The sequence below is a fragment of the Anaerovorax odorimutans DSM 5092 genome (assembly GCF_000426305.1).
GTDB classification, from domain to species: Bacteria; Bacillota; Clostridia; order Peptostreptococcales; family Anaerovoracaceae; genus Anaerovorax; species Anaerovorax odorimutans.
On record NZ_AUFC01000002.1, the window covers coordinates 153,285 to 166,247 of the forward strand.

Here is a 12,963-nt window from a genome sequence, read left to right on the forward strand (position 1 = left end):
AATAAGTATAATTAAAAATTATATAACAATAGATAGCTTTGTATGTATTGGCAGTTTTATAGTTTTAAACCCTGCCAATTTTACTTTTTTATATTTAGTCTATATTACAAAATAATATTTCACATTATTCATAATGATGAGAGAAATTTGTTCATATAATATTTTACTTTAATAGGAAAATTTTTTATTTGTTTTTAAAATTTGGATAATAAGTATTATAATGGAGAAATAATATATTTTTTCAATTAATAACTAATAATTAAAATTAAGTTGAAATGATATATAATATATTTTAAAATAATATCTATAAAAATATTAATTACATAATAACTCCTCTTGGTATTTGACAACAACTAAAACTTTCCTGGCAATTATTTATTGTTATTGTGAAAGAATGAAAAAGTAATATGTAATTCAAGATAATAATAAGAGGAGGTTTTTTCTGATGGAAAAAACTAATAAAGAATTAATAAAAATAATCTCTCAAATGGATATCATATTGGATTATTTGCCTTTTCATGTATGGTATAAAGATATTAACGGTAAATATCTCTTTGTAAATGATAGTTTTGCAAAATATACTAATAAATCAAAAGAAGAAATAATTGGCAAAGATGATTATGAACTTTATCCTAAAGAGGAGGCTGAAATTTATAGGAAAAGTGATTCACATACAATTTTAAGTAAAAGACAAGCTTATTATGAATCGGAATATCCGAAAGGCAAATATAAAGAAGAATATAAAAGTCCTGTTTACGATAAAGACGGCAAAATTATTGCTACCACTGGATATGCTATAAATATCACAGAACGAAGAAAAACCAATGAGGCATTAGTTGAGAGTGAACGCAGCAAAGCTATTTTACTATCGAATTTACCTGGTGTTGCATATCGATGTAAAAATGATAAAGATTGGACAATGACATTTATTTCACAAGGGTGTTATGAATTAACTGGCTATACAGCAAAAGAATTACTTGAAAAAAATCCTTCTTATTATGATTTAATTGATTCTCAATATCGTAATGCTTTATTTAAAAAATGGGAAACAGAACTTAATATGAATGTACTTTCAACAGATGAATATCCAATAACTACGTCTTCGGGAGAAATAAAATGGGTATGGGAGCAAGCGCAGGGTATACATGATTCTGATGGTAAGTTAATTTCCACAGAAGGTTTTATTACCGATATAACTGAAAGAAAAATAGCAGAAAAAGCGTTGATACAAAGTGAAGAACGTTTTAGAACAATTTTCGAAGAAGCACCTTTAGGTATTGGTATTTTTGATTCAATAGATGGCAAAGCATATGAGATTAATAATAGGTTTGCTGAAATAGTAGGAAGAAAAAAAGAAGAAATTCTTAATTTGAATTGGAAAGATTATTCTCATCCTGATGATTTGGAAGAAAATCTTCATAATATGCATCTTCTTAATATGCATGAAAGTTCTGGATTTTCAATGAATAAAAGATTTATAAGACCGGATGGATCAATAATATGGGTTAATATGACCATTGCTCCTTTTAAATTGGAGGATTATATTAATCCGCGTCATTTATGTATGATTAAAGATATTACTTCTCAAAAAAAAGCAGAAGAAGAAATTTTATATTTAAGCTATTATGATCAGTTGACAGGCTTATATAACAGAAGGTTTTATGAAGAAGAAATTAAAAGACTTGATACCAAAAGGAATTTACCAATTACTCTAGTACTTGCTGATGTAAATGGATTAAAATTAATTAATGATGCTTTTGGTCATTTAGTGGGAGACAAGCTATTAAAAAAAATTGCCCAAATTATTAAAAGTGGATGCAGATCAGATGATATTATTGCCAGAATTGGTGGAGATGAATTTATCTTGTTACTTCCTAAAACTGATTCAATTGAAGCAGAAAAAATTGTAAAACGTATTAATTTAGCTATTTCTAAAGAGAAAGTTGAACAAATTTTTTGTTCAGTTTCATTTGGATGGGAAACAAAGAAGGACGTTACACAAGATATTAGACAAGCATACAGGCAAGCAGAAGATTATATGTATAGACATAAATTATGTGAAAGTACAAGTATGAGAAATGAAACAATAAAAGTAATTATGAATACTTTCTATCAAAAAAATAAAAAAGAACAGCAGCATTGTGAAAGAGTAAGTAAGATTTGTGAGAGTTTTGGAAATGCATTAAGTATGAGTATTTCAGAAGTTAAGGAACTTAAAATGGCAGGACTCTTTCATGATATCGGTAAAATTGGAATGAATGATAAATTATTAGGAAAGAAGCATTTAAATGAAAAAGAGGAGGCTGACATTAAGCGTCATTCAGAAATAGGATATCATATACTAAGATCCGTTAACGAATTTGCACCTATTGCTAAATATGTATTATATCATCATGAGAGAATTGACGGGAAAGGGTATCCGAGGGAATTAAAAGGAAATGAAATTCCTATCCAATCGAAAATTATAAGTATTATAGATTATTATGATATTTTAACTAACGAAAATAATAATAATTATAGTAAGCTAAAAATTATTGAAGAACTTCGTAAAAACGCCAATACAAAATTTGATTCAGAGCTAGTTGAATTGTTTATTGAAAAAATGTTAAAAAATAATTGATCAGTATTAAATTATAATAGATAGAGAGATAGAGTTATCTGTCTCTTTATTTTAATATATAATAAATAAATATAATGTTATTCTATATAATATAATTATATAGAGGAGAACAATATGATTATTAATAACAATGAATTATTTTTTGAAATAAATAAGCATTTAGTAAATGATAAAACCCCTTCAAAATATATTAATCTTATTTGTGAAAAACCATTTTTTAAGAAAAAACCTTTTGATTTATTATATAACTTGAAAAGAACAGGGCAATCGCCTAAACATCATCCTGAAGGTAATGTATGGAATCATACTATGCTTGTTATTGATGAAGCTGCTGAGATAAAATATAAAAGTAAAAATATAAAAGTATTTATGTGGGCAGCGTTACTGCATGATATTGGTAAGCCTGATACTACCAAAATTAGAAAAGGCAGAATTACTTCATATGATCATGATAAAAAAGGTGCTATACTAGCAGGAGATTTTTTGAAAGCGCTTATAGATGATGATAAATTTATTAAAGAGGTTACAGCACTTATTAGATGGCATATGCAAATTCTTTTTGTAGTTAACGATTTACCTTTTGCTGATATCCATGCAATGAAAAAACAATCGGATATTAATGAGGTTGCTTTACTTGGATTATGTGATAGATTAGGAAGGTTAAATGTAGATAAAGAAATTGAACAAAAAAATATATCTGCATTTATTAAAAAATGTAATAATTTTATTTGATTGTTGTCGAAATATGTTTATATGTATTGACAAAACAGCTAAATTCTAGTAATCTGTTGTTTAGGTTATAAATATAATAATTTATGATTTCTAATATTAAGACAGCGTTGCTGTAAGGTGGAAATCATTGAAGCATGCTTGATAGCTTGTGTCATGTTATAATGATTTCTAAGATTAAGACAGCGTTGCTGCAAGGTGGAAATCATTGAAACATGTTTGATAGCTTGTGTCATGTTATAATCTTTATTATTAATATTAAATGAAATTTAGGATATAAAATAGGAGGAAAATATTATGAAAAATATTAAAACAATAGCAAAGCCAACTTTGAAAACTACTGCTAGTAAAGGTTGCGGAGAATGTCAAGCATCTTGCCAATCAGCTTGTAAGACTTCCTGTACAGTAGCAAATCAAGAATGTGAAAATATAACAAAAAGAAGATAGTTTTAAAAAGTTGAACATTTAAAAAGCAGCATTTTTGCTGTTTTTTTAGTGAAAAGATTCAGCTTATTATAGACTTTGATTGGAGGAATTAATTTGATTCATAAGTATAAATTTAAGGATCAGTATATAGTTATGGATGTTAACAGTGGTGCAGTTCATGTTGTTAATAATATAGTTTATGATATTTTAGATTATTATAATGAAAAATCAACGGAAGAAATTGTTTCTTTGCTAAAAAATAAATATAATGAACAAGAAATTTTAGAAGCAATAGAAGATATAAAATATTTAATTGATAATGAAATGCTATATACTGATGATTCTCAAGTTACAATGGATATGCTTGAAGGCAGAGGAGCAATTATTAAAGCCATGTGTCTTCATGTAGCGCATGATTGCAATATGAATTGTAAATATTGTTTTGGAGATAAAGGAGCATTTGAAGGGATTAGATCTTTACTTCCTTTAGAAACAGGAAAGAAAGCTATAGATTTTCTTTTAACACATTCTGGAACAAGAAGAAATTTAGAACTGGATTTTTTTGGCGGAGAACCATTGATGAATTTTGAAGTTGTAAAAGAATTAGTTAAATATGGTAGAGAAGCAGAAAAACAATATGGTAAAAATATTCGTTTTACCATTACTACCAATGGTTTATTACTTGATGAAGATAAATCAAACTTTATAAATGAAAATATGTCTAATGTCATTTTAAGTATTGATGGAAGACCGGAAGTTAATGATAAAATGCGTAGAACTGTAAATGACAAGGGAACTTATGATGTCATAATGGAAAACTATTTAAATTTTGTAAAAAAAAGAAAAGGAACATATTATGTAAGGGGAACTTTTACAAGAGAAAATCTTGATTTCTCAGAAGATGTGAAACATCTAGTAGAAAAAGGATTTAAAAGTGTTTCTGTTGAGCCTGTCGTTACTGATTTATCATATAGTTATGCATTACAAGATGAAGATAAAGATAGAATTTTTAAAGAATATGAGAAACTGTCTGATTTATTTTTAGATTACCATAAAAATGGGAAAACCTTTGAATTTTTCCACTACAATGTAGATTTAAATCAGGGGCCTTGTGTTATTAAGAGAGTTTCTGGATGCGGAGCCGGTACAGAATACGTTGCAGTAACTCCGGAAGGCGATATATATCCTTGTCATCAATTTGTTGGAAACACAGATTTTTTAATTGGCAATGTAAATAATGATCATTTTGAAAATAGATTATATGATGAATTTAATAAAGCACATATATATAATAAAGAAAAATGTAATGAATGTTGGGCAAAATTTTATTGCAGCGGAGGGTGTCATGCCAATGCATATAATATGAATAAAGATATCAGAAAACCATATGAACTTGGCTGTGAGATGGAAAAAAAGAGAATTGAATGTGCAGTGGGTATTAAAGCAGTAATTTCATGTCAAGAAGAGGAAGAGCAGATTTGCAAAAATGATTGTGAAAACTGTAACTTATGATTGATAATTTTTATAAAAGAGCAAATTACGAAATCAAAAATTTATATTAAAACTGAATTTTGCTAATTATTTATGCTCTTTTGATATTCTGTAGATATCGTGAAGCGATATCTACAGAATAATAAAAAAGCTATGAAAAAAATTCATAGCTTAAAAAATCAAAAATTAATTAAATATTATTGCGATAAAAAATAGAATTATATAGTTAACAACATTTTTTGTTGTAAGTAAAAACTTTAGTATTTAAAAGAGTATTATCCATATAAGATTCTATTACCTGTTCAACATTACCACTTGCACCAGTTACAAGTTCTATTCCACATCTGTCTAACGCTTCTTTTTCAGTACTTTTAATATTGTTACATATGACTATATCAATATTATTTCCTGATAGAAGTGTCGCTAGGGTGGAATGTTCGCTTTCTCCGGCTTTTAGAATTGTTTTACTTTTTATTTCATTATTTTCGATTTCAAAAACTGAAAAACTTTTACATTGATCGAAATGTTGAAATACCTTATTATTTTCGTTCGTCACAGCAATTCTCATAAGTAATTTTCTCCTTGTTTTATACATACCTTTTATATAAGCTACTAAAAGATAAAAATTTTTTAGTAATCTTATATGCTATTGTTTTTTGCATAATAAAACAACAGCCACCTTATATGTGCATTGTTGCATTACTTTTTCACCCACATTTTGAAGTAATGTAACTAGATTCATAATAAATTATTAAATAAATGTGAATTATTATAATAAATAATATATTATCAACAAGATTTATTATAAACAGTATGATTATGCACAATTAAATTATATGGCTCATTTATGGGAAAGTCAAGCAATATGGATAAGTTAATAAAATAACGAAAGGATTTTAGATAATCTATATAAAGTTTTAAGATAAATTTTATATAGATTATAACAATTTTTAACAAAAAAATATATACTTAAATGTATACATTTGATGTTATAGAAAAAGGAGATTTATATGGAAAAAAGAATAGAAATAGTTAAAGCTGATATTACTTGTCTTAGGGTAGATGCAATTGTCAATGCTGCTAATAATTCATTACTTGGTGGTGGTGGCGTAGATGGAGCAATACATAGAGCTGCGGGGAAAGAACTTTTAGCGGAATGTAAAAAACTTGGTGGATGTAATACAGGAGAAGCGAAGATTACAAAAGGTTATAATTTACCTTCAAAATATGTAATCCATACTGTAGGACCAATATGGCATGGAGGTAATGATAATGAACATGATTTATTAAAATCATGTTATGTAAATTCTATTGAAATCGCTGTAAAAAACGGAATAAAAACTATTGCTTTCCCATCAATAAGTACAGGCGTTTATAAATATCCTGCTGAAAAAGCTGTTATTATTGCATATGAAACAGTTTGTGAATTATTATATAAATATGAAACTGAAATAGAGAAAGTATATTTTGTTTGTTTTAATGAAAATATTTATGATTTATATTGCGGTATGGAACAATAAATATAAAGATATTGTATAAAAACAGACAAGGAAATACTCATATATTTCAAAGAAAAATGCGGTGAAATAATAATACCAAATAATATAAAAAGCTTCAGTATTGAAGCTTTTTATATTATTATATTAATTTTATTTAGTTTCCATTGAACCTTCAGAAGTGATAGCCGAATCAGTTATAATGGGAATTTCCGGCTTTTCTTTTGTTTCTTTTAAGAATTCGATTATTAACGTTGTTGGTTTAGTAAGGACATTTAAATACAATTGTTTATTTGATTTTGATTTATAGTCAATGTTTCCAATTGATATAATATCTAAATCCGGATTTTTTTCATAAAATAAAGCACATTCTAAATAGGAATCAGTAGGAGTAATTTTTATTTCTTTATTATACAATTTATTGTAAATTGAAGAAATAGAAGGTATTAACGTACTGTTTTCCTTAGTAGGCCAACCAGGCATATAATCCAAAATGTTATGATTTATACTACATATTCTGGCAAGAGTATCGTGTGATTGTGTTAAATCTAATGTTTTTTCATCAGATAAACTTCTTACTGAAATTTTACTGGAAAAATTGCCTGTATACGTATATGCAGTTCCGATATTCGAAGAACTTTCAACAATATTGTTGTTATCCGGAAGCATTGAATTTACACAGTCAACAATTCCGTATAAATAACTTATTAAACTGTTGCAATCTTCTCTTGATAATACTTTTTCAGGAAGAGGAACTTCTGTTAAATTAATGCTTGCATTTTTTTCGGTTGATCCAAATTCATTTTTGAATTCACTTACAACTGAATCATATGTTTTTTTAAATTTTTTGATATCATAACCATTTAATACAACTACAGCTGTGGCATCTGTAGGAATTTCATTTTCAGAAATTCCACCATTAAAACTTGCTAATTCCAATACAATTCCTTCACTTTGAGCTTGAGCTAATAAATTACCTAAAACCTTGATAGCATTTGCATCTTTGTTATTTTTTTTATCTTCTGTTAATCCGCCATTTAAATCACGAATTGTAACTTCATATGCATTCTTATTATGAGGGGCTTGCCAAGAAACATTTTTTGTCATCTCAAAAGTTGTAAGACTGACACTGCTGTTACAAAAACTATAATCACTTTCACTGTTAAGATTTATAAGATAATCTGCTTTTAAATATTTAGAATTTAATTGCTTTGCCCCAGTAAATGAGTTTTCTTTTCCAATGGTAAATATAGCTCTAAGGGGTCCATGATTTTCTGCATTTTTTAAAATACTCAAAATAGAAGCTATATCAGCTTTTCCATCAGATTCCAATTTAATATTACTTGCTGTTACCATTTCTTTATCTTTGGAATCGTTAATGGATTCTTCGGTAGTATTATCAATATTAACAGTATCCATTTCATTAACATCTGATATATTGATATGACCTTGTAATATAGAGGTAGGAGCATTTTCATATCCTTCACTGGCAGGCTTTTCTATTATTACATTGTTTGTTTTATCAATATATACCTTATATCCCATTTCTTTTGCCCAATTTTTCAAATAATTTCTTATGTTTAAAATGTTATCTGTATTTGCTGGAATTTCTGAAAGATTAATATATTCCTGTAAAATTCCATTTTCTATAGGATTAGTTTGAGCAACTGGTTTTTCTTCACCATTTTTTGGAATAAAAATAAATATAATGCATATAATTAATATTGCAACTAAAATTTTTTTCTTCATAAAATATAATCTCCAATCTTGTTTCATAAGTCCAATATAGCTATTATAATAAATAATCATATTAAAAAGCAATAATCTCTTTTAAAAAATATGAATTAATATAAGATTAAATTGAATTTTTGAGTATGCAAGTATTGGTATTCGTAGATTTTATGTGATTCTTGATAATAAATTAACAAAATTCAGGGGAGAAAAGGTATGAACAAAAGCTTAGAGTTACTGGAACTATTTCATCAAGGTACTGCAACAAAGATTTATGAAGTAATGGGTGCCCATCCTTACATTAAAAATGGTGAGGAGGGGTATATTTTTAGAGTATGGGCTCCAAAAGCAAAGAATGTATATATAATAGGCAGTTTCAATGAATGGGATGAATCTAAAGATTTAATGAATAAAGTCAATGAAAAGGGAATATGGGAAATTTTTATTGAAAATATTAAAGAATATACAGGATATAAATATGTAATTGAAGATTATAAAGGCAGAAAAATAGCTAAGGCAGATCCTTATGGTTTTCATATGGAGACAAGACCTGCTACTGCATCAAAGACATATGACATAAGTAATTATGTATGGAAAGATGAAAAATGGATTAAAAAACGCAGAGAAACTCCACCATATAATAAACCTCTTAATATATATGAAGTTCATTTAGGATCTTGGAGAAAATACCCAGATGGAAATTATTTTGATTATTATAAACTAGCATATGAGCTTATACCTTATGTAAAGAATATGGGATATACACATATTGAATTAATGCCTGTTTGTGAATATCCTTTTGATGGTTCATGGGGGTATCAAATCATGGGATACTACGCACCTACTTCTAGGTATGGAAATCCAGAAGGCTTTATGAATTTTATTGATAAATGTCATAAAGAGGAAATTGGTGTTATTTTAGATTGGGTCCCCGGTCATTTTCCAAAAGATAGGGCCGGATTATTCGAATTTGATGGATCATCTTGTTATGAATATGAAGATCCACTAAAAAGAGAGCATGAAGAATGGGGAACTATGATTTTTGATTGGGGTAAAAATGAAGTAAAAAGTTTTCTTATTTCTAATGCTATGTTCTGGCTTGAAAAATATCATGTTGATGGACTAAGGGTAGATGCTGTAGCAGCTATGTTATATTTAGATTACAATAAAGGTTACGGAAAATGGAGACCTAATGTTTATGGTGGAAAAGAAAATTTAGAAGCTGTTGAATTTCTTAAGGATTTAAATAAAGCTGTATTTGCAAATTTCCCCAATATATTAATGATTGCAGAAGAATCCACAGCTTGGCCAATGGTTACAAAGCCGGTAGATATTGGCGGCTTAGGCTTTAATTTTAAATGGAATATGGGATGGATGAATGATACATTAAGTTATATGAAAACAGATCCATTCTTTAGAAAGGGCGGTCATAATAAGTTGACTTTTAGCCTTACATATGTTTTCTCAGAGAATTTTATTCTACCTTTATCACATGATGAAGTTGTTCATATGAAAGGCTCTCTTATAAATAAAATGACTGGAGAGTATGATAATAAATTTGCAAATTTAAGAGCATATTATGCACTAATGATGGCACACCCAGGGAAAAAACTTTTATTTATGGGAGGAGAATTTGCACAATTTGAAGAATGGCATTATGAAGAAGAACTAGAATGGGGTATTTTAAATTTTGAAAAACATAAAAAAATGAAAATATTTACAAAAGAGTTAAATCATTTTTATTTAAAAGAGTCTTGTTTATGGGAAATGGATGATTCCTGGGATGGATTTCGTTGGATTGATCCTGATGACAGTAAAAATAATGTTATATCATTTAAAAGAATTAATATAAAAGGAGAAGAATTAATCGTTGTATGTAATTTTTCACCTTTAAAACAAATAGCTTATAAAGTCAATGTAGCTTTGGCTGGGAAATATAAACTAATAATGAATTCAGATAACAAAAACTACGGAGGTGAGGGGATAGGTATAAATACTGTAATTTCAAAGGAAAAGTCAAATAAAGATAAAGGAAATTTTATAGAAATAATATTACCGCCTTTATCAACAGTATTTTATAAAAGGATTAATGGAGATGATTATTATGATACAGACAAATAGTAAAGAAATGATTGCAATGCTTTTGGCCGGAGGTCAAGGAAGCAGATTGGGAGTACTAACAAATAATGTAGCCAAGCCTGCGGTTCCTTTTGGAGGTAAATACAGAATTATTGATTTCCCATTATCGAATTGTGTTAATTCCGGTATTGATACAATTGGTGTTTTAACTCAATATCAGCCATTGGAATTAAATGCATACATAGGTAATGGCCAGCCATGGGATTTAGATAGATTATACGGAGGAGTTTCAATTCTTCCTCCATATGTAAAGGGCAGCGAAGGAGAATGGTACAAAGGTACTGCAAATGCAATATATCAAAATATACATTTTATTGAAATGTACAGACCTAAATATGTGTTAATTTTATCCGGTGATCACATTTATAAAATGAATTATGATCTTATGCTTAAGCATCATAAAGAAAAAAATGCTGATTGTACAATAGCTGTATTGAAAGTTCCTATAGAGGAAGCTAGCAGATTCGGTGTTATGAATGCTGATGACAATTTAAAAATATATGAATTTGAAGAAAAACCCAAAGAACCAAAAAGTAATTTAGTTTCAATGGGAGTGTATATTTTTACTTGGGATAAATTAAAAGAATTTTTAATAAAAGATGAGGGTAATAAAAACTCTGATAACGACTTTGGAAAAAATATAATACCGGCTATGTTGGAAGAAGGCCAAAATCTATATGCTTATGAGTATAATGGTTATTGGAAAGACGTTGGTACGGTTGAATCCTTATGGGAAGCTAACATGGATCTTTTAAATCCAAATGTGCCTATTGAACTAAATGATCCGCCATGGAAAATATACTCAAGAAATGGCATTTTGCCACCGCAATGTATTGGTGAAAATGCTAAGTTACATAATTCCAGTATCTCTGAAGGCTGTAAAATCGACGGAGAAGTGGAAAATAGTATTATATTTCCTGGAGTTATAATTGAAAAAGATGTTATAGTCAGCAATTCAATAATTATGCCTTCTACAATAATTGAGAGTGGGAGCCTTATAGAATACTCTATCATAGCTTCTAACGTAGTAATTGAAAAGAATTCACAAATTGGATTAAATAAAAAGCCTATTTTAAATAATGAAAAAAGAGAAATTACTGTAATCGGACAGGAACTTATAATTACAGAAGGCACAATAGTACCGGCAGGTGTTATGGTGGATAAAAGCATATTGGAAAAGGGGGCATAGTTATGATGAGCAATGTACTGGGATTAATTTTTTCATATTCTGAAAGAGAAAATTTAAGAGAAATGACAAAGACAAGAACTCTGGCATCACTTCCTTTTGGAGGTAAATACAGAATTATTGATTTTATTCTATCAAATTATGTTAATTCAGCTATTTATGATATTTTTATATTAACAAGGAATAATTATCATTCACTTGTAGATCATTTAGGATCAGGAAAAGAATGGGATTTAACGAGAAAAAGAGGGGGGCTTAGAATTTTATCTCCTTTTTCTAATCCTGGTTCCAATGAAACAGGAGTATATAAGGGAACAATTGAAGCTCTTTCTCGTAACATGCATTCAATAAGACGCTCCATGGCTGAATACATTGTTATATCAGGAAGCAGCATTTTATGTCAAATGAATTTTCAAGATATTTTAAAATCACATATTGAAAGAAATGCAGATATTACTGTAGCTTATACAAGAGCTATGAATGGATGCAATATTATACCTCAAGGAGTTAATCTATTGAAAATGGACGAAGATGAAAGAATTCATGATCTAATTATTAATAATGATGATATTAATGCTCAAGATGTTACATGCGATATTGGTGTTATTGTTTTAAAAAAATCATTATTAGAATCCTTGGTAGCCGATGCCATGTCTTATGGTAGATATGATTTTTACCGTGATATAATTCAAAGGCTATCAAGTACGTTAAACATACTAGGATATGAATGTAAAAATCATATCTTTGAAATTAGCAGTGTAACTGGATATATGCAGGCAAATATGAATTTGCTCAATGAAGATGTCAGAAAAAATGCCTTTGTGCAGCCAATTTATACAAAAGTAAAAGATAGTGTACCGGCCATCTATTTAGAAGGGTGTCATGTAAAAAATTCAATTATTTCTGATGGTTGTAAAATTGAAGGCAGTGTGGAAAATTCCATTCTTTCAAGAGGTGTAAAAATTGGAAAAGGTGCAATTGTAAAAAATAGTATTATCATGCAGAACGCTGAAATAATGAAAACAGTTATACTAGATCATGTTATTTTAGATAAAGATGTTATGGTTAGAGAAAACAGACATATAACAGGTCACGATACATATCCAGTTGTAATAGAAAAATTTAGTATAGTATAGGAGAAAAAT

At 28.2% G+C, this 12,963-nt stretch carries 11 protein-coding genes; 8 read left to right on the plus strand and 3 right to left on the minus strand.

Annotation, left to right across the window (positions count from 1 at the left end; all coding sequences use genetic code 11):
- Window positions 1-445 precede the first annotated feature (445 nt).
- Together K292_RS17660 and K292_RS0102455 are read left to right on the plus strand one after the other, a co-directional pair.
- Window positions 446-2,620, plus strand: a complete 2,175-nt coding sequence (locus K292_RS17660; RefSeq protein ID WP_051280182.1) for a sensor domain-containing diguanylate cyclase/phosphohydrolase — start codon at window positions 446-448, stop codon at window positions 2,618-2,620.
- 114 nt (window positions 2,621-2,734) lie between these two features.
- Window positions 2,735-3,352, plus strand: a complete 618-nt coding sequence (locus K292_RS0102455; protein WP_027398505.1) for an HDIG domain-containing metalloprotein — start codon at window positions 2,735-2,737, stop codon at window positions 3,350-3,352.
- Between the two features lie 65 nt (window positions 3,353-3,417).
- On the opposite strand, the gene K292_RS18445 is transcribed toward K292_RS0102455, so the two are convergent.
- Entirely contained in the window at window positions 3,418-3,585 is a 168-nt protein-coding gene (locus K292_RS18445) for a hypothetical protein (protein ID WP_156900444.1), read from the minus strand.
- 61 nt (window positions 3,586-3,646) lie between these two features.
- On the opposite strand from K292_RS18445, the gene scfA reads away from it, so the two are divergent.
- Together scfA and scfB are read left to right on the plus strand one after the other, a co-directional pair.
- Window positions 3,647-3,796, plus strand: a complete 150-nt coding sequence (gene scfA, locus K292_RS18160; RefSeq protein WP_084145869.1) for a six-cysteine ranthipeptide SCIFF — start codon at window positions 3,647-3,649, stop codon at window positions 3,794-3,796.
- Between the two features lie 87 nt (window positions 3,797-3,883).
- Window positions 3,884-5,287 (plus strand): thioether cross-link-forming SCIFF peptide maturase, encoded by a 1,404-nt coding sequence (gene scfB, locus K292_RS15685; RefSeq protein WP_084145878.1) that lies wholly within the window; start codon window positions 3,884-3,886, stop codon window positions 5,285-5,287.
- A gap of 205 nt (window positions 5,288-5,492) precedes the next feature.
- Here scfB and K292_RS15690 read toward each other — a convergent pair whose 3' ends face one another.
- The gene (locus K292_RS15690; protein ID WP_051280184.1) at window positions 5,493-5,834 is read right to left on the minus strand and encodes a NifB/NifX family molybdenum-iron cluster-binding protein; all 342 of its coding nucleotides are present in this window, start codon (window positions 5,832-5,834) and stop codon (window positions 5,493-5,495) included.
- Between the two features lie 442 nt (window positions 5,835-6,276).
- On the opposite strand from K292_RS15690, the gene K292_RS0102475 reads away from it, so the two are divergent.
- A complete protein-coding gene (locus K292_RS0102475; RefSeq protein ID WP_027398506.1) occupies window positions 6,277-6,786 on the plus strand; it encodes an O-acetyl-ADP-ribose deacetylase in 510 nt (169 codons plus the stop codon).
- Window positions 6,787-6,915: 129 nt separating this feature from the next.
- On the opposite strand, the gene K292_RS0102480 is transcribed toward K292_RS0102475, so the two are convergent.
- Entirely contained in the window at window positions 6,916-8,511 is a 1,596-nt protein-coding gene (locus K292_RS0102480) for a zinc-binding metallopeptidase family protein (protein WP_027398507.1), read from the minus strand.
- A gap of 198 nt (window positions 8,512-8,709) precedes the next feature.
- On the opposite strand from K292_RS0102480, the gene glgB reads away from it, so the two are divergent.
- From glgB to glgD, 3 genes are read left to right on the plus strand one after another with little or no spacing between them, the layout of a single operon-like run.
- Window positions 8,710-10,614 (plus strand): 1,4-alpha-glucan branching protein GlgB, encoded by a 1,905-nt coding sequence (gene glgB / locus K292_RS15695; RefSeq protein ID WP_037372317.1) that lies wholly within the window; start codon window positions 8,710-8,712, stop codon window positions 10,612-10,614.
- A complete protein-coding gene (locus K292_RS0102490) occupies window positions 10,598-11,821 on the plus strand; it encodes a glucose-1-phosphate adenylyltransferase (RefSeq protein WP_084145879.1) in 1,224 nt (407 codons plus the stop codon). Before glgB ends, K292_RS0102490 begins: the two co-directional genes overlap by 17 nt.
- Before the next feature lie 2 nt (window positions 11,822-11,823).
- Window positions 11,824-12,954 (plus strand): glucose-1-phosphate adenylyltransferase subunit GlgD, encoded by a 1,131-nt coding sequence (glgD, locus tag K292_RS0102495; RefSeq protein WP_051280186.1) that lies wholly within the window; start codon window positions 11,824-11,826, stop codon window positions 12,952-12,954.
- Window positions 12,955-12,963: the final 9 nt, after the last annotated feature.